This is a genomic window from Enterococcus sp. GC34 (assembly GCF_040886645.1).
Taxonomy (GTDB): domain Bacteria; phylum Bacillota; class Bacilli; order Lactobacillales; family Enterococcaceae; genus Enterococcus; species Enterococcus faecalis.
Window position 1 is genome coordinate 40,218 of the sequence record NZ_JBFOEF010000006.1, and the last position, 17,768, is coordinate 57,985.

Annotated in this window: 15 protein-coding genes and 1 riboswitch; of the genes, 6 read left to right on the top strand and 9 right to left on the bottom strand. The window is 37.6% G+C overall.

The features are described 5' to 3' along the window. Nucleotides 1-251 precede the first annotated feature (251 nt). The 5 genes from AB3I72_RS07330 (at nt 252) to AB3I72_RS07350 (ending at nt 4,328) form a co-directional block, all read left to right on the top strand. Complete coding sequence (locus tag AB3I72_RS07330; RefSeq protein ID WP_002361297.1) at nt 252-938, top strand: DUF1700 domain-containing protein; 687 nt, start codon at nt 252-254, stop codon at nt 936-938. Continuing rightward, nucleotides 938-1,963, top strand: coding sequence for a DUF4097 family beta strand repeat-containing protein (locus AB3I72_RS07335; RefSeq protein WP_010827196.1), 1,026 nt, complete (start codon nt 938-940; stop codon nt 1,961-1,963). The genes AB3I72_RS07330 and AB3I72_RS07335 overlap by 1 nt, the downstream gene beginning before the upstream one ends. Before the next feature lie 167 nt (nt 1,964-2,130). Then, nucleotides 2,131-2,781: a phosphatase PAP2 family protein gene (locus tag AB3I72_RS07340; protein WP_002355669.1), complete on the top strand. Its 651-nt coding sequence runs from the start codon at nt 2,131-2,133 to the stop codon at nt 2,779-2,781. 15 nt (nt 2,782-2,796) lie between these two features. Then, on the top strand, nt 2,797-3,765 hold the full coding sequence (locus AB3I72_RS07345; RefSeq protein ID WP_353974424.1) for a TIGR01212 family radical SAM protein: 969 nt from the start codon (nt 2,797-2,799) through the stop codon (nt 3,763-3,765). Then, entirely contained in the window at nt 3,765-4,328 is a 564-nt protein-coding gene (locus tag AB3I72_RS07350; RefSeq protein WP_002355667.1) for a class I SAM-dependent methyltransferase, read from the top strand. Before AB3I72_RS07345 ends, AB3I72_RS07350 begins: the two co-directional genes overlap by 1 nt. Nucleotides 4,329-4,385: 57 nt before the next feature. On the opposite strand, the gene AB3I72_RS07355 is transcribed toward AB3I72_RS07350, so the two are convergent. From AB3I72_RS07355 to erfC, 5 genes are all read right to left on the bottom strand, one after another. Then, entirely contained in the window at nt 4,386-5,054 is a 669-nt protein-coding gene (locus AB3I72_RS07355; protein ID WP_002363221.1) for an ABC transporter ATP-binding protein, read from the bottom strand. A gap of 4 nt (nt 5,055-5,058) precedes the next feature. Beyond that, nucleotides 5,059-6,138: an ABC transporter permease gene (locus AB3I72_RS07360; RefSeq protein ID WP_010707811.1), complete on the bottom strand. Its 1,080-nt coding sequence runs from the start codon at nt 6,136-6,138 to the stop codon at nt 5,059-5,061. A gap of 138 nt (nt 6,139-6,276) precedes the next feature. Further along, entirely contained in the window at nt 6,277-6,882 is a 606-nt protein-coding gene (locus tag AB3I72_RS07365; protein WP_002355664.1) for a TetR/AcrR family transcriptional regulator, read from the bottom strand. A 545-nt stretch (nt 6,883-7,427) separates the two neighbouring features. Further along, on the bottom strand, nt 7,428-9,197 hold the full coding sequence (erfD, locus tag AB3I72_RS07370; protein WP_002358756.1) for a multidrug ABC transporter ATP-binding protein/permease ErfD: 1,770 nt from the start codon (nt 9,195-9,197) through the stop codon (nt 7,428-7,430). Further along, entirely contained in the window at nt 9,197-10,912 is a 1,716-nt protein-coding gene (gene erfC, locus AB3I72_RS07375; protein ID WP_002355662.1) for a multidrug ABC transporter ATP-binding protein/permease ErfC, read from the bottom strand. The genes erfD and erfC overlap by 1 nt, the downstream gene beginning before the upstream one ends. 253 nt (nt 10,913-11,165) lie before the next feature. On the opposite strand from erfC, the gene AB3I72_RS07380 reads away from it, so the two are divergent. Continuing rightward, nucleotides 11,166-11,828 carry a TetR/AcrR family transcriptional regulator gene (locus AB3I72_RS07380; protein WP_002383043.1) on the top strand — a complete coding sequence of 221 codons (663 nt, stop codon included), beginning with the start codon at nt 11,166-11,168 and terminating at the stop codon, nt 11,826-11,828. A gap of 80 nt (nt 11,829-11,908) precedes the next feature. Here AB3I72_RS07380 and AB3I72_RS07385 read toward each other — a convergent pair whose 3' ends face one another. From AB3I72_RS07385 to AB3I72_RS07400, 4 genes are all read right to left on the bottom strand, one after another. Continuing rightward, the gene (locus AB3I72_RS07385) at nt 11,909-12,700 is read right to left on the bottom strand and encodes an alpha/beta hydrolase family protein (protein ID WP_002366213.1); all 792 of its coding nucleotides are present in this window, start codon (nt 12,698-12,700) and stop codon (nt 11,909-11,911) included. Nucleotides 12,701-12,738: 38 nt separating this feature from the next. Then, on the bottom strand, nt 12,739-14,205 hold the full coding sequence (locus tag AB3I72_RS07390; protein ID WP_061101197.1) for an MDR family MFS transporter: 1,467 nt from the start codon (nt 14,203-14,205) through the stop codon (nt 12,739-12,741). A gap of 167 nt (nt 14,206-14,372) precedes the next feature. Further along, nucleotides 14,373-15,557: a methionine adenosyltransferase gene (metK, locus tag AB3I72_RS07395; protein WP_061101410.1), complete on the bottom strand. Its 1,185-nt coding sequence runs from the start codon at nt 15,555-15,557 to the stop codon at nt 14,373-14,375. After that, nucleotides 15,555-15,650: riboswitch (SMK box riboswitch) on the bottom strand. Its footprint overlaps the gene before it by 3 nt. A gap of 122 nt (nt 15,651-15,772) precedes the next feature. Beyond that, entirely contained in the window at nt 15,773-17,650 is a 1,878-nt protein-coding gene (locus AB3I72_RS07400) for an acyltransferase family protein (RefSeq protein WP_061101409.1), read from the bottom strand. Between the last annotated feature and the right edge of the window lie 118 nt (nt 17,651-17,768).

Sequence of the window (17,768 nt, forward strand, 5' to 3'; positions counted from 1 at the left end):
AATGTAATTTTTTAGTTTTGTTATTATAACAAGTATACCTTTTTTTCTAGCGAATTAAAAACACTTCAACAAAATTTCATATTACTGTAACTAGATTGTAAAGAAGTAATGTTTTTTAACATGGATTTCCTCTCTTGTTACTACTCGGAAAAAAACTGCGACTTTAGTTGTAGATGCTTCTTTACCTTAGTCTGATTTTTTTAATTCCTCTTGTTATTCGCTCAAAAAGAAATTATAGTTTAAGATGAGAAATGAATCGTGTAGAAAGAGGGAGCGGAATGAATAAAGAACATTTTATTATTGAGCTGAAAATTTATTTAAAAGCATTAAATCCAAAAGATCAAGCTATTATTCTTGCGAAATACAAGGCGTTATTTGATGCTCGTGTTGCGGAAGGCGAAACAGAAGAACAAGTGGCAAAATCATTGGGGAAACCACGGGTTATCGCAGAAGAAATTTTAAAAGAACAAGGCATCGAATTGACGGAACGAAAAATTGAAAATAATGGCTGGCAAGAAATTCCAGCGGCTACACCTGCTTATGATCATCCCTATGAAGAAGAATCTGAATTTTACTATGATAATGATTCTCCTTACTATCAACGACCACAGCATCGGCCGCTAACCCGATTTTTCCAAGTGCTTGGTATTTTCTGTTTAAATTTTTTCTTCATGTTTTGGGTTATTTTAGGGATTGCCTTAATGTACGTCGGTTGTGGCATTGCCGGAGCTGCAACTTTATTTTCACCAATTTATGGTATTTATAGTGTTATTACCCAAGCAAATGCCGCTTCCTTTTTCCAATTATCTATGAGTCTCTTTTTATTTGGTGCATCAATCATTGGTTGGTTACTGTTTCTACCAATTTTAAAATTTTCAGCACATGTCTTTAAGCGTTATTTCCAATGGAACATTGCTGTTTTACGAGGTGATATCTAATGAAAAAAACAACAGGAATTCTCTTATCCATTGCTGTCTTAGCGATGCTAATTGGTGGATCTGGCGCCGTCTATTATTACAAGCAAGCGGAAAAATCAGTCACGCCGCTAAAAGAAAGTTATACACTAAAAAATAAACAAGCAGGCGAAGAACTTCACTTATCCTTAAAAGGCAAAGGCCCTTATACCATTTATAAAACTGATAGTAACAACATGGGATTACGATCACCGAATAATGCCTTTTATTCAAAAGCTGAAGGCACCTTAGATGTCAAAGAAGAAAAAAATAAAATAACAGCAACCATCAATACCACTCGCACACAAAACCAACCCGAGTTGTCATTTTTTAATATTGGCATTTTTAGTGACCTCACACCGAACGTGAGTGTCCAGATTCCTAATAACGTGAAAAAGTTAGTGATTGATGGTTCAACCCATTCACAAGTTTCATTGAATGCTTTTAACGTAGACGAATTAACAACTAATCTACCAAATTCTTATGTCAATCTATCGGGCGTTAAAGCCAAAAAAATGACGCTTAACTCTTCAGATGGTATCTACCTTTCAGCGGATACTTCCGCTAAAACAGCAACAGTTGAAACCACTGACGGCGATATAACGTTGGATTCAGCCTATTTTGATGAAATAAAAAATACGACTACTTCTGGTGATATTCGAGTGCAAAATGCTCGTGGAAACATCCAAGCAACAACGACAGATGGCGATATTAGCGTCTATGATTTCAAAGGAGAAGCTAACTTTTCAAGTGAAAATGGTGATTTTTCTTTAGACATGCCTGCTGTGCCTAAAAAATTAACTGTTGCTCTTGTCCATGGAGATATTTATGTAAATTCTGGAGAAATTTTGCGTAACATTTCAATCAAAGGGGAATCAAAATTAGGCGATGTTCAACTTTTAAACAAAGAGCGAACATCTTATAAGAATGGTCGTGCGGATACAGAGTTTAACCTTTCTAGCGAATTCGGCGATATTACCGTTGATACTCCTGACGACGATAATCAATAAACATGCGCCATTTAAAAAAGTTCTGGCACCACAATGAGAGATTGTGCTGCCAGAACTTTTTTAATATCTGTATCCCCTCTAATCAGGCAATGAAATTATCTTTTAATTTTTTACCCTTTTGATGGTATAATACGGATTGTTGCGATTAAATTTTGAAAGGATTTTTTATGAAAAACAAACTTTATTATCAATTTGCAGGTAGTTGTTTTCTTTTAGTATTTATGTTTTTAGGCTATGTTGTTCGTTTTTATCCAACCTGGCTCAAAGGCTTTGATCAAACGATTACTTCCTTTGTTCGTCGTCCTTTTCCACAGCTAAATAACTTTTTTATTTGGTACACCAAATTTGCCAATTCATTGACGATTATCATCTTAGCGATTGTTGTCATTGCTCTGTTTATTGTTTGGAAATATTATGCTGAAGCATTATGGCTCTTTATTAATACTGCCTTAATTGCTGGCGTAGGTAATTCTTTATTAAAATTATTCTTTATGCGCCAACGTCCTACTTTGGAGCATTTAGTAACTGAACATACGTATAGTTTTCCTAGCGGACATGCTGTAGGAAGTACCTTGTTCTACGGCACTATTTTATTGATTCTGCCAATTTTCATTAAAAATAAAACGGTCCGCCTTTGTGTGCAAATTTTACTAGGTATTGGGATTTTCATGATTGGGGTTAGTCGAATCTATTTAGGTGTCCATTTCCCTAGCGATATCTTAGGTGGTTTTTGTCTTGGTTTAGCTTGGTTGTTATTAAGTTACCCTATTTATTTAGAAAAACGCTTTGTTTGGCGATTTCAAAGCAAACAACGCTAGAAAGAAGTCTTGATTATGCAAATTTTTCCTTATTCAGATGATCCAAATAAACGCTATCACACTTGGAACTATGCACTTCGTCAACAGTTTGGTGAAAAGATTTTTAAAGTGCCAATTGATGGTGGCTTTGATTGCCCCAATCGTGATGGGACGGTTGCCAAAGGTGGCTGTACGTTCTGTAGTGTTTCTGGATCAGGCGACATGATTGTTGCACCTAGCGATCCCCTGCCGCTTCAATTTCAAAAAGAAATCCAATTGATGCATCAAAAATGGCCAACTGTCAATCAATACATTGTTTACTTCCAAAATTTCACCAATACACATGCGCCCGTTGACGTTATTCGTCATCGGTTTGAACAAGTAGTCAATGAAAAAGGCGTCGTTGGTTTATCCATTGGTACCCGTCCTGATTGTTTGCCTGATGAGGTAGTGAACTATTTAGCCGAATTAAATGAACGCTTTTATTTATGGGTAGAGTTGGGTTTGCAAACCACATTTGAGGAAACTAGCGCTGCCATTAATCGCGCTCATGATTATCAAACATATCTAGATGGTGTGGCTAAATTACGGAAACACGGGATTCGGGTCTGTACACATTTAATTAACGGGCTACCTGGGGAAACACCTGCCATGATGCGCGAAAATGTGCGGCGAACTATTCAGGATTCAGATATCCAAGGGATTAAACTGCACTTACTTCATTTAATGACAAATACCAAAATGATGCGGGATTATAATGAAGGACGCTTACAATTGATGAGCAAAGAAGCCTATGTTTCAGTGATTTGTGATCAGTTAGAAATGATTCCACCCGAAATTGTTATTCATCGCTTGACAGGCGATGCTCCCTTTGAAACAATTATCGGACCGATGTGGAGCTTGAAAAAATGGGAAGTTCTCAATGCGATTGATGCGGAAATGAAACGCCGCAACAGTTATCAAGGAAAATATACTGTCATTTCAGGAAAGGAAGTTTTCAATTAATGCTACAAACAGCCCTACATTTTAGTCACCAACTTTTAAAAGAAGTGGTGGAACCTGGCGACTTCGTCATTGATGCAACAATGGGAAATGGTCATGATACAGCATTCTTAGCAGAGCTGGTTGGCCCTTCTGGTGAAGTTTTCGCCTTTGATATCCAAAAAGAAGCGTTGATCAATACAGAACAAAAGTTAACAGAACTTAATTTACTCCCACAAACTACGTTATTTCCATTAGGACATGAACATCTTCATGCTGTCCTAGATGAAGAAACAGAAATCACTGCCGCTATTTTTAACTTAGGCTATTTACCTAAAAGTAATAAGGAAATTATTACAAAACCCGCTACGACTAAACAGGCGTTAGATGGGTTACTGCCTCATTTGGTAAAAGGAAGTCGCATTATTTTAGTCGTTTATTATGGCCACGAAGGTGGTTCAGAGGAACTTGATTTGGTCACGAATTACACGCAAGCCTTACCACAAGATGTTTACAGTGTCTTACGTTATGAGTTTATCAATCAAAAAAATCAGCCACCTGTTCTTTTCTGTATTGAAAAGAAATAAGAGAACATGATCGGATTGTCTCCAGCAATCTGATCATGTTCTCTTTTATTTGTTTTGTTACTCTGTCAATTCACCATCACGAATACGAACCACTCGATCACAGTATTTCAACAAACGCTCATCATGTGTCACCATGATAATCCCTTTATCTTTCTCTTTGGCCTCTTTCGCTAGTAATTGGACAACATCAAACGCCTTTTCTGTATCTAAACTAGCCGTTGGTTCATCTGCCAAAATTACGTCTGGCTCATGATACAATGCACACGCAATGGCTACCCGTTGTCTTTCCCCACCAGAGAGATCACGAGGATAACTATTTCGTAATTCTTTTAAACCCAACGTCTCTAACAATTGCTCTTTTAATTCACTATTTTTACGTGACTTATCAACTTTTTCAATTAAGTGAAATTGATCTTCCACTGTTAAAAATGGCACCAAATTAGAGCTTTGTAAAATAAAGCCGATTTTTTGAAAACGTTGCGCCAAACGTTGTTTTTTCGTTAACTTATTTAGTGATTGCCCGCCAACAATGACTTCACCACTTGTCGGTGCCTGTAAACCAGCTGCAATCGTTAAAAAGGTACTTTTACCAGAACCAGAAGGACCAATTACTGCGACAAATTCACCTGGCTGAACCGCAAAAGATAATTCTTTTAACGCGATCACTTCTGTATGTTTTTCACCATATTTTTTATAAATATTTTTCATTTCTAAAACATTTGCCATGTCTTTAACCTCCAATCGCGATTAACGGATCAATTTTAGCAATCGTTCGAATTGAAAATGCCCCGCCAATTAATGCAGATAAAATCAATAGTACACTAAACAAAATCATGCGTGGTCCATTAGTTGCATAAGGCATCGCTTCTGGTAAAAAGAGCACGGTAATTCCCGTTAAAGCAAGACCAATCGCCACGCCTAGAACAGCCAATAAAGCGGTTTGTAGCATGACTGCCTTTGCTAAGAAACTAGTCGGTACCCCTTGAACTTTTAAGACACCGAACATTGCTGTTTTCTGTAAAGTCATCACAAAGATAAAAATACCGATAATGAACGCTGCAATCACAATCAAGAAATAAATCATGCCATCCAAGGTCAAGTTTTGAGCGCTGTATCCTGGCAGTTTTTCAATAAAATCTGAAATTGAAAGAACTTGGCTGTCTTTATTAGTCGTTTTAACTTCCGCGTTGTCCTTGCTGCGAACAATGAAACCATTAACCATTTTGGCCATTGCTGGATTGTCACCATATTTAATTGACCGCCAAGTATCCAGAGAAGTGTAAATAACCGGCACAATGTTATAGCTACTTTTAGAAATAAAGCCGGCAATTTCTAATTGCTCATCATATTTCCCTGCAGTTAATTTGTCGCCAATTTTAAATCCTTGATTTTTCAATGTTTCTGAAGCAATCACTTGATTTTTATCAGTAAATGCGTTTCCTTCAATCACTTTTGGCATTAAAAAACTTTCTTTTTCAATCCCAAATAAGCTAACATTCGTTAATTCAGCCTTTTTGTCATCTGCTGGGCGGATAGCTAACGACTGTTGACCAATCGGTGCAATTTTGCCTCCTGAAATCGTTTCTTTCACGTTTTCATCTAACACTGATACATTTAAATTACTATTGGCCTCTTTTGATAAAACCACTTGATTCGCTTGCCATTGATCTACGGCTAAACGATTTCCTTGAGCTAAACCGTTCGCTAAACCTGACAAAATAAAAATTAACCAAGCAATCAAGACCATTACTAAGACTACAAGGACGTACCGTCCTTTTGAATACTTCATTTCATTAAATCCTAAAAACATGAATGGTTCACCTCTTTCTTCTTTTCGAAATAAACTATATCACTTATCAATCGATAAATCAATAATTATTTATCGATTGATAAGTGAATTTTACAAAAAAATAGAGAAGTCTGTTTTTCAACAGGGCTTCTCTATTTTTTATTTGTGACTTTTCAGAACGCCATGTAGCATAAATTGAATGAATTTTTTGACATCGTCATCCACTGTTTTTCGCTGGTACGTTTTTTCAATACTTAATAATGCACTAACGTTATATAAAATAAACCGAGTTGCATCATCTACACTGATGCCCTCTTGTAAGCAATTGGTTTCAGGTTCACTTTCAAAAATAGCCGCAATATTATTGATATAGGTTTTTTTGAAAATTTGATACAGCGTACGATTGTAATCAGGGCCCATTTCTTGAAACATGTCGTTCAACATTAAGAAAAGATTGGTCGGATGTTCATCTAACAAAACTTTGATTAATTGATAAAGTTTTTCTTCTACTGATGCATTTCCAGAAACAATTGGGACTAATTCTTCCTGAACACGGGACGTTAATTCTTCAATCACAGCTAAATACAGTTCTTTTTTATTTTTAAAATGGTGATAGAGATTCGGTTGGGTAATGTTCGCTTTTAAAGCAATTTCACGAGTGGAGGTATTTTTGAACCCCTTTGTCATGAATAATTCAGAAGCGACAGACAAAATAATTTGCCGTGTACGTTCTAAATCAGCTTTGCGTTTATTTGGCTTTTCCATGGTTTTCTCGCCCCCTGCTGCTTTTTATTTTAGCATATTCTCCGGCAAGAAACGAGAGACCTTTATACAAAAAACGAAAAATATACAATCAATGTGCCTACTATTTGGAGAAGAACCGCGCAATAATACCACCGCTGCAGATGTGTCAGCCAGCCTTTTTCGCCCCCAAGATAAATCAACCACTGCAGTCCATATAAAAAACTATTAGCCAAAAACCAAAAAAGTAGTGCCGATTTTGTCCATTGATTTTCTCTGAATACACTCAGTACAAATAAAGTATTTAGCACCAAAAACGTGCGCCGTAATTGTCGTACATTCCTCATTTTCCCCATTGATATATCTCCTTTTTCTATTTAGCATAGAAAAAACAGCCTAGGACAAAAATCACTTTGAATTTTTGTTCCAGGCTTAAAAATTGATAAACGGCGGGAACAGAAGCAACTCCTTCGGAAATAAGCCGAAATTCTCCAAAAATTATAGAACAATTTTCGGAAATTCCTTCTTATTTCTCGGAGTTAAACACTTCTGTTCCGACCTCTTTCAACTTATTCAAAAACAAATTGATTTTTATAAAGTTCCGCATAGAATCCATCTTGTTCAACTAGTTCATGGTGGTTGCCTTCTTCAATGACTTCACCGTCTCGTAAAACAATAATCCGATCCGCATTTAGAATCGTTTTCAAACGATGGGCAATTACAAAACTGGTGCGCCCTTTAATTGCTTCGTCCATCGCTTTTTGGATTTTGGCTTCTGTTACTGTATCAACATTACTTGTTGCTTCATCCAAAATTAATAATTCTGGATTGGTAATAATCGTTCGTGCAATACTTACTAATTGCTTTTGTCCCGTACTGAAAAGATTATTCTCTTCCGTAATCTCAGTATCGTAGCCTTGCTCAAGATTTACAATAAATTCATGGATATTCGCTTGTTTCGCTGCTTGAACAATTTCTTCATCCGTGGCCTCTGGCTTACCAAAAGCAATATTCTCACGAATTGTTCCTGAAAATAGAACGGACTCTTGCAAAACAATGCCTACATGTGAACGCAAGCTATCTAAATCCATTTCACGAATGTCCACACCATCAAACGTCACGGCGCCTTCATTCACATCATAAAAGCGATTCATTAAATTCATAATCGTTGTTTTTCCTGAGCCTGTCGGTCCGACTAAAGCGACCATTTCACCTTTATCCACATGAATAGAAACATCTTTCAACACAGGCGTTTCTGGATTATAGCCAAAAACAACATGATTTAAAGCCACAGCTTTGTTAATCTCTTCTAATTTTTCGCCATTTTCGGGACGAATTTCATCTGGTTCATCAAACATCTCATTTAAACGACGAGCGCCTGTAACAGCTAATTGAATCATGCTATAACCTGAAGAAATTTGCATTAATGGTTGATAATATTGTTGGGAATATTGGACAAACATAACGACTAAACCTAACGCAGCGGCACGATCAACAGAGCCATTGATTGCTAACCAACCACCAAAGAAAATAACAATCGCCGTATTGACTAATGACATTCCTTGCATCATTGGGAAAAGTAATCCTGAATACACTTGACCTTTATACGTAGCGGCACGGACTTTTTCATTTTGCTCTAAAAAGCCGTCAATGGTTTCTTCTTGTAAGCCATTAGTGATAATCACACGTTGCCCACTAATTTTTTCATCCATATAGCCATTTAATTTACCCACTTCATCTTGCTGTAAATCGACATATTTGCGCGCCTTGCTAATCACAAAGACCGCAATTAAAATCGCAATCGGCGTAGAAGCAATTGTGGCCCATGCCAGTTCCACATTTTGACGGAACATCATGATTAAGACACCAACCAATAAGGCAATATTGGTTAATACTTGTAGCAACGCTTGGTTTAAGCTGTTTTGAATGTTGTCTAAGTCACTAGTAAAACGACTTAAAATTTCACCATCTTGATGAGAATCAAAGAAACGAATCGTCAATTTTTCTAGTTTGTTAAACAAACCAATCCGCATGCGGTTTGTCGATTTCCCCACGACTTGTGTAAAGAGAATACTATAAATGAAACTAGCGGCACTAGTTAAGACATAAAAAATGAGTAGTTTCCAAATGACAGAAACGAACGCACTTTTATCGTCTTTTCCTTGCATCACATTAACCGCATATTTCGCTAATTCCTGAATAGCTTCCCCAACGAATTGCGGCGCTTTGACTTGTAAATAAGTCGCTGCGAAAATTGCTAAGAAAATAAAGAGGAAAGAAACTTTGTAACGTTTTAAATAATGATAGAAAAATTTACTAGCTTTTATTAAATCAGTCATTAAGCTTCCTCCTTTCCTTTTTGAGTTTCGTAAATTTCTTGATACACGGGGTTCGTAGCTGCTAATTCTTCATGCGTGCCTTCCCCGACTAAACGTCCATTATCCAATACTAAAATACGATCTGCATGGACAACAGAAGAAATTTTTTGGGCAATAACGATCGTGGTAGTCTCTTTTAACTCTTTATCCAACGCTTCTCGGACTAACCGCTCCGAACGAGCATCCAACGCGCTGGTGCTATCATCTAAAATCAAAATTTTAGGCTCACCAATCACACCTCTAGTAATTGATAACCGTTGTTTTTGTCCACCAGAAAAGTTATTACTTCGTTCTTCGACGGGTGCATCATAACCTTCTGCTAATTTTTCAATAAATTCCTTGGCTTGGGCGATGCCTGAAGCCCGTTCCATGTCCGCTTCAGAAGCGTCACGTTTACCATGGCGTAGATTTTGCGCAATCGTTCCAGAGAACAGGATTGCTTTTTGCAACACAAAGGAAACTGTTTTTCGTAGACTGTGTTCGTTCACTTCTCGTAAATCGACACCACCAACTTCAATCTTTCCTTCTGTTGGATCAAACAAACGTGGAATTAATTGTGCCAATGTAGATTTACCAGCGCCAGTTGCGCCCACAATCCCAATCATTTCACCTGGCTGAATAGAGAAAGAGATGTCTTTCAAGGTATCTTCTTCATCCCCAGGATAACGGAAAGATACGTGATCAAACTCAACACTACCAATTAACTCTTGTTCTGGGACTTTTTTGTAAGTAACATCTGGTTCTGTTTCCATCACTTCTTTAATCCGCTTAATGGAAACAGCGGCACGAGAAGTCATCATCATCATCATTCCGCCGATAATAATCGCCATCATGATTTGCATTAAATAGTTCATAAAGGAAGCGACACCACCGATTAAAGTTGGATCGTCCTTGACTAAGTTACTCACAAAGAAAATCGAGCCTACAACAGCTAAGTTCGCCACCAACATAAACGCTGGAATCATCACAGCAAATAAGCTACCTACGATTAAGTTATGGGTGGTTAATTCTTCACTCACTTTTGTAAAACGTGACAATTGATTTTTTTCTTGAACAAATGATTTGACGACACGAATGCCTAACAAATTTTCTTTTGCGATACCATTAATCTTATCAATCAAGTTTTGAATAATCATGAAATGCTTGCCCATTTGCGAAAAGGACAGCATAGAAATCAAAATAACTGCGATGACAAGTGCAACAATCACCCACCATAGTTGTGGCAAGGTTAGCATCGCTAAAATAAAACTCCCGATAAATAAAAAAGGAATTCTAAAAAGTGTCTGCAACGCAATCATAATGACATTTTGAATTTGAGTAACGTCATTTGTTAAACGAACAACTAAGTTACCTGCTGAAAATTTTTCGATATTGCCAAATGAAAAGGTTTGGATTTTGCGGAAAGTTGCTTCACGAATGTCAGCACTGACACCTTGGGCAACTTTGGCAGAAAAAATTGTATTAATAACCCCTGCAACGAGTCCTAATCCTGCAATGGCAATTAATTGAATCCCTAAGTTTTTCATTTTGTCGCTATCATCATTCATAATTGCTTCCAACACTTGTTGTAACAATTTTGGTTGCCAAAGTGCTGAGACAACCATTACGATCACCGCCAACAAGGCAATAACTACCGAGCCTTTGTATTTTTTGGCGTGTTGAATAATAAGGTCCATCTTATCCCTACTTTCTTAAAATAGTTCCCTGCTTCTTCAGTGTTGGTCTGCGAATTCTTCCCCATTACAAAAAAATCAATTTGCTCATTGACTTCACCAATTTAACACTGTAAAATAAGGCCGATTCATAATTTACCATTTTTAGTGGTAAAATACAAGCGAACAAGTTAATTTTTCACAAGTTTTTCCTATCATAAAGTGTACCTTCTTTTTGATAAACTTACGAAGATAACGTTTAATAGGAGCTAAAATCATGGAACCGAAATTATCAAAAGACACGATTATTGCAGCCGCATTTTCTTTGTTAGAAAAAAGTCCCACTTTAGAACAACTTTCTATGCGTAAAGTCGCCAAACAGCTTGGTGTACAGGCGCCCGCAATTTATTGGTATTTTAAAAATAAGCAAGCCTTACTTCAAAGTATGGCTGAAGCGATTGAAGAGCACTTTCAAGAACCTGTATTATGTGGTGAATGGTATTCTGACTTACTGGCCTTCATGGAAAACTATTATGATCTCTATCAACAATTTCCCTGTGCCGTAGCCATCGAAATCCAAACCGTCCCTGCCTATCCCCAACGATTACGCCATTTGAATCAAATGATGGGCATTTTAAGAGAAGCAGGTTTTTCACCAGAAATGACTCATTTAGCAGTAACGTCTTTACAACATCTTTTATTTGGGATGATTATGGACGCAACGGAGGAAAAACAGCTCGTTTCGCAAGTGTTGAACGGAGATGACTATTTAAAAGAACAGGTGCTGCACATGAAACAATATGTCTCCGACAATGGGTTAACATACATGGAGGAAAGCATTCAATTTCGGCGCTCCATTCACCAAAAATCCGCCTTTATTCAAGCTGTTAAAACCTACTTAGATGGGTTGCAAGCAGACAACACCTCTTCATCTAAATAAAAAAAGCCCTTGGTCCGTCAGTCGAAATGACTGACGGACCAAGGGTTAACTTTTAAAATAAATAGCGAAAACTACTTTCTCTATTTTGGTATTGGTAGCCAAGCCAAGGCTTTTTGAATCCATTCATCCCAGAACACCCAGTCATGTTCTCCTGGTCCAGTTTCAAAAGTGTAACTTGCCTGTGCCTGTTCCAACGCTTGAGCCATCTGTTGATTAGCAGAAAGTAACATATCTTGCTCCCCACAACAAAGATAAAATTGGGGCATTTCTGTTTGGCTTTCTACTAATTGTTGTAATAAATACAGCGGATCGTGAATGGAACCTTCAATTTGATCTAACGGGCCAAAAATACCTTCCCAATAGCTTCGCTTACGGACTTTTAATAATTCCCCAAAACTAGTGGATGATAAACTAACTGCCCCAGACAAAGAAGCAACAGCTGCAAAAGATTCTGGTTTCGCTAAGCCTAATTTCAAGGCGCCATAACCACCCATTGACAAACCAGCAGCAAAGGTTTTTTCTCGTTTTGTACTTAACTGTGGAAAGAGTTGATGACAAATTCTCGGTAATTCTTCTGAGATAAACGTCCAATAGTTCATATCGTATTGCGTGTCCGTATACCAAGCTAAATCCGTGGACGGCATAATGACAGCAATCCCCAAATCAGCGACATACCGCTCAATAGAGGTTCTGCGAGCCCAGACGCTGTGATTTCCTCCCATCCCATGTAATAAATACAACACGGGAATATCTGTCAATGCTGCTTGGGTACTTGTGCCCACTTTTTTTACCGTTTCTTGTGGTAAAATTACGTTCACATTCACTTCCATTTCCAATACATTTGAATAAATATTTGCTTGTAAAAAGGCCATCTACTTTTCCCTCCAATACTCTTTCTATTAGTGTACCACTAAACCTTCGCTCGTTGCGCTTTTGCGAAAATATTTAACAAAAGAGCAACAACAACTAAGCCCGCACCGACTAAGTAAACATTATGCAGACCTGCATAGAGGATACCGCGTAATGGTTTTAACAACGCAGCTGGAATTAAATTTGCAGTATGTGGATTCACTAATTGATTCATGACATCTGCATCGACGTTTAACGCGCTCGCTTCCAATTTTGCAAACATTCCTGCATTTAAAATCACACCAAAAATTGACACCATCACAGTCTGCCCAATTGTACGCACCAACGTATTAAACGATGTTGCAACCCCCATTTTTTCAGGCTCCACTGTACTTTGTGCGGTCACCGTAGTCGTTGTGATAGTAATCCCAAAACCAACTCCTAAGACAGAAGACACTACAAAGAAAAGCCAAAACGGAACGGCCATTGGCATTACCACTAAAAAGATGGCCCCGACTAATAGAATCGATAACCCAATCGTTAAAACTTTTTTCATAGCATATTTTTCCATAAAGCTACTTGCTATAAATGATCCAGCCATCCATAGTAACGACATAGGCGCTAAAACTAAGCCACCAATTCCTGCACTTTTTCCTAAGACACCTTGCATCCACATCGGAATGTAGACATCAATCCCCATTAAGAAACCACTAATAAGCGCCGCAATAAGATTCACTAAAACAAACGTTGGTTGATTAAATAAATGCAAATCAATCACTGGGTCTTGCGCGCGTTTTTCTATCATCACAAACGCTACAAAAAAGAGCACACTTAAACTCAAACAACCAAATGTTACTAGTGCAAAACCATTATCGCTAATCATTTGAAAACCTAGCAATAACGTTAGCAACACGGCCATCAAAGTAACGCTGCCCAAAATATCCATTGGCATCTTGGTCCGTTCCCGCTTTGGTTCAACTAAGAAAATACTAATCAAGCCCAATAAAACAAGTCCAATAGGAACATTAATGAAGAAAATCCAATGCCAACCGACTGTATCTACAATAAAACCACCTGCTAACGGACCAAAAATACTAGCAATTCCCCAGGCGGCACTGTTTAAACCTAAAATTTTCGCTCGCTTGTCCAATGTATACATATCGGCAATAATTGTTAACGCAACTGGTAAAATTGCGCCTGCCCCCACACCTTGAATTGCGCGGGCAATAATTAAAGTCAACATATCTTGAGCAATGCCACACAACGAGGAGCCCAAAATAAAAATGATAATGCCAATCATGAAGACAGGTTTACGACCAATTTTATCCGCAAGTTTCCCATAAATCGGTGTTAACATCGCATTCGTTAATAAATAAATTGAAAATACCCAGTTCATAATTTCCATGCCATGTAACGAGCCGACAATCGTTGGCATCGCAGTAGACACAATGGTCCCTTCAATGGCTGTCATAAATGTTGCCACAAAAACACTCACCGTGACTAACTTAACATTTGTTTCTTTTGCCATTTGTTCACATCCTTTTCTATTCAATTGTCAATTTTCTAAATTGCTCCATAGCTATTCTATACAAAAAAGAACAAAATGTCTTAAAAAAATGCTTTTTCATAAAAAAATTATTGCAAAAAAACAAGAAGTCAGCCAAGTATTGGCTGACTTCTTGTTTTTTTATTTAATTATTCAGCTAAACTAGCTTTTAACGCTTCAACTTTATCTGTTTGTTCCCAAGGTAAATCAATATCTGTTCGACCAAAATGACCATAAGCCGCAGTTTGTTTATAAATTGGGCGACGTAAATCTAGCATTTCAATAATACCTGCTGGACGTAAATCAAAGTTTTTACGAACTGCTTCGATTAATTTACTTTCTGGAAGATCACTCGTACCAAACGTATTAATAGAAATAGACACTGGTTGCGCCACACCAATTGCATAAGCTAATTGGACTTCTACTTTTTTCGCCAAACCAGCAGCAACAATGTTTTTCGCGATATAACGCGCAGCATAACTAGCAGAGCGGTCAACTTTGGTTGCATCTTTTCCAGAAAAAGCACCGCCGCCATGACGAGCATAACCGCCATAAGTATCAACGATAATTTTACGACCAGTTAAGCCGGCATCTCCTTGAGGGCCACCGATTACAAAGCGACCAGTTGGGTTGATAAAGTATTTTGTTTCATCATCTAAAAGTTCATGAGGAATCACCTCATTGATTACTTGTTCTTTAATATCTTTTTCGATTTGTTCTAAGGTTGTTTCATCATCATGTTGTGTACTGATGACGATCGTATCCACACGTTGTGGTTGACCTTGATCATCATATTCCACTGTTACTTGAGATTTTGCATCAGGACGTAAGTAAGGTAAGACTTTTTCCTTCCGCAATTCTGCTAAACGGCGAACCAAACGATGACTTAACGCGATCGGTAATGGCATTAATTCTGGTGTTTCGTCAACGGCAAAACCAAACATTAAGCCTTGGTCACCAGCGCCAATATCGTCTTTTTCATCTTGATCACGCACTTCTAAGGCTGCGTCAACCCCTTGAGCGATATCAGGTGATTGCTCATCGATTGCTACAAGAACTGCGACAGTCTCTCCATCAAATCCATATTTTGCTCGTGTATAACCAATATCTTTCACAGTTTGACGAACAATTTTTTGGATATCTACATAAGCTGTTGTAGAAATTTCTCCAAATACTAGGACTAAACCAGTTGTTACGGATGTTTCACATGCCACGCGGGCCATCGGATCTTTTTCCAAAATCGCATCTAAAATTGCATCACTGACTTGGTCAGCTACCTTATCTGGATGTCCTTCTGAAACGGATTCTGATGTAAATAAATGTCTTTCTGCCATAATGTTATTCCCCCTAAATAGTTTCGGTTACAAGGCATCTTTAGCCAGTAACGACAATTACTTGCTAAATCCTTTCGGGAACTTGTAACAAAAACAGTATACCAGATATCTAAAAAAAAAGCTTAGGTTTTCAAGAAAATCATTAAATTACCTATATTTGCTTTTCCTATAACAAAAAACTTCCAGCCCCTTTCATCTGAGCTGGAAGTTTCTTGCTACTGTAAAATTTTCTCCGCGATAAAGTGTGTATATTGCTCGCCACCTGCCACATTTGGATGAACTCGGTCATCATAAAACCAATCATCATGGGCGTTACTATAATTAAACCAGTCAATGACCGTTAAGTTATCGTATTTTTTGTCCATTTGACTAAGTAAACTATTCACTTGATTTTGCCATCTTCTAGTTGGAACGCGAACATTAATCCAATAAACTTTTCGATTACCTAACGCTTTCATAAATTCATCAAATTGTGCCTCTGTAAAAGGACCATTCGTACCTAAACTCACTAAAACAGTATCTTTGAGCATTTTCTTTTTGTCTAGTTCACCAATTAGTGAAATGCTACTATACAATTGACGGCCCACTTCCCCATCGATAATCATTTTAGGGAAAATATCTTGTAAACCGCTAGCACCATCTAGAATAACAGAATCACCAATAGTTGTGATTTCTAAATTCTGCGCTTTTTTTACTTGCTCTGGGGTGAGTTGTGTGGGTAGAACGTCTTGGCTTTCACTCGGTTTTGTACTACTTTTTGTGGACGTGCTACTATTTTTCGTGCCACTTTCTTGGACTTCTTTTTTACGTTCTTCAATTTTTTGCTGATTTTTCGCAATATTTTTTTCTAGTTGCTCTTGTTGCGCACTTTTAGCGTTTGCTGGGGCCACAATTAAACCGAATACTGCAATCACGCTAATCACTGTCATAAAGGCCATTGTCCCTTTTTCACGAAGGTCCCACGGTTTCCGTAAGAACTCAGTGAATTGAGTCCAGACATCCTTATAAGACAATCGTGTCAGTGGATGTTCGATAAAGCGATATGATAATTCGCTCACTACTAAAATTAATGCTATTTCAACCAATGAATGTAGAAAAACATGGTCCGATAAGGTCTTAATTTTGGCCTCATAAAAAATCATGATGGGGAATTGATACAAGTAAATGCCATAACTCCGTTTACCTATCCACGTAAAGACTGGATTCGTTAACCAACGATTCATATCTGCCCCTGGATGTGCAGTGACGGCCACTAAGACAGTGGCTGCCAAACTAATTAAAAACATGCCGCCATAATAAACAAAATTTGTATGATCTGATAATGTTAAAAAGGCTAATACTAAAAGAACTAAGGCACTTAACCCAGCGCCATTTAAGATTTTTTTAGAGGCTTCTGGAATTTCTTCTTTCAAACGTGTGCTTGGCCAAACATACGCCAATGCACTACCTAGTAAAATAGAAAAAACACGTGTGTCTGTTCCATAATAGACACGTGTAGGATCTGCGCCAGGAACATATAAAACGGCCATCAACGTCACCGAAATCAAGGCGCCGATTAAAACTAAACTGAAAATTCGACCGCGTTTACGAACAAAGCGTTCCAGAAGAATAAAAAGTAATGGCCAAATTAAATAATTTTGCGCTTCAACTGCCAATGACCAAATATGTACAAATGGCGATTGTGTCGCAAATCCATCAAAATAAGAAAACCCTTTAAAAATTTGCCACCAGTTGTTGTAATAAAAAACACTACTAGCGACAACGCTGCGAATATTGTTTAATAAATCCTGCTGAAAGAGTGTAATATAACTAACTGCACTTAAAAGCATCACAATTAATGCTGGATACAGCCGTTTCATCCTTCGCACATAAAATCCTTTTAAATCAATGGTCTGATTTTCTGCCCATTCTTGCCGCAACAAGTCGTTAATAAGATAACCTGAAACAACAAAGAAAATCGGAACACCTAAGTAGCCACCTCGCATGACTTGGGGAAAAAGGTGATACAAAATCACGCCAATTACAGCGATCGTCCGAATGCCATCAAAACCTGTAATATAGCGTTTTTTCTTGCTATTTGCTGTCTGATTCATTTGTGCTTTCCAACTTTTCTATAAAATTATTCTTTTCCTTTATTTAAAGAAGCAAGTAACTTTAATATACGTTTTTTCCTAGGAAATGGCAAGCAAACTTTGTCTCCTTTAGGCTTTT

Coding starts and splice junctions, on each gene's coding strand:
- AB3I72_RS07360 (WP_010707811.1), bottom strand. CDS start 6,138: ATGTTTTTAGGATTTAATGAAATGAAGTATTCAAAAGGACGGTACGTC.
- AB3I72_RS07350 (WP_002355667.1), top strand. CDS start 3,765: ATGCTACAAACAGCCCTACATTTTAGTCACCAACTTTTAAAAGAAGTG.
- erfD (WP_002358756.1), bottom strand. CDS start 9,197: ATGACTGATTTAATAAAAGCTAGTAAATTTTTCTATCATTATTTAAAA.
- AB3I72_RS07340 (WP_002355669.1), top strand. CDS start 2,131: ATGAAAAACAAACTTTATTATCAATTTGCAGGTAGTTGTTTTCTTTTA.
- metK (WP_061101410.1), bottom strand. CDS start 15,557: ATGGCAGAAAGACATTTATTTACATCAGAATCCGTTTCAGAAGGACAT.
- erfC (WP_002355662.1), bottom strand. CDS start 10,912: ATGGACCTTATTATTCAACACGCCAAAAAATACAAAGGCTCGGTAGTT.
- AB3I72_RS07335 (WP_010827196.1), top strand. CDS start 938: ATGAAAAAAACAACAGGAATTCTCTTATCCATTGCTGTCTTAGCGATG.
- AB3I72_RS07345 (WP_353974424.1), top strand. CDS start 2,797: ATGCAAATTTTTCCTTATTCAGATGATCCAAATAAACGCTATCACACT.
- AB3I72_RS07380 (WP_002383043.1), top strand. CDS start 11,166: ATGGAACCGAAATTATCAAAAGACACGATTATTGCAGCCGCATTTTCT.
- AB3I72_RS07390 (WP_061101197.1), bottom strand. CDS start 14,205: ATGGCAAAAGAAACAAATGTTAAGTTAGTCACGGTGAGTGTTTTTGTG.
- AB3I72_RS07400 (WP_061101409.1), bottom strand. CDS start 17,650: ATGAATCAGACAGCAAATAGCAAGAAAAAACGCTATATTACAGGTTTT.
- AB3I72_RS07385 (WP_002366213.1), bottom strand. CDS start 12,700: ATGGCCTTTTTACAAGCAAATATTTATTCAAATGTATTGGAAATGGAA.
- AB3I72_RS07365 (WP_002355664.1), bottom strand. CDS start 6,882: ATGGAAAAGCCAAATAAACGCAAAGCTGATTTAGAACGTACACGGCAA.
- AB3I72_RS07330 (WP_002361297.1), top strand. CDS start 252: ATGAATCGTGTAGAAAGAGGGAGCGGAATGAATAAAGAACATTTTATT.
- AB3I72_RS07355 (WP_002363221.1), bottom strand. CDS start 5,054: ATGGCAAATGTTTTAGAAATGAAAAATATTTATAAAAAATATGGTGAA.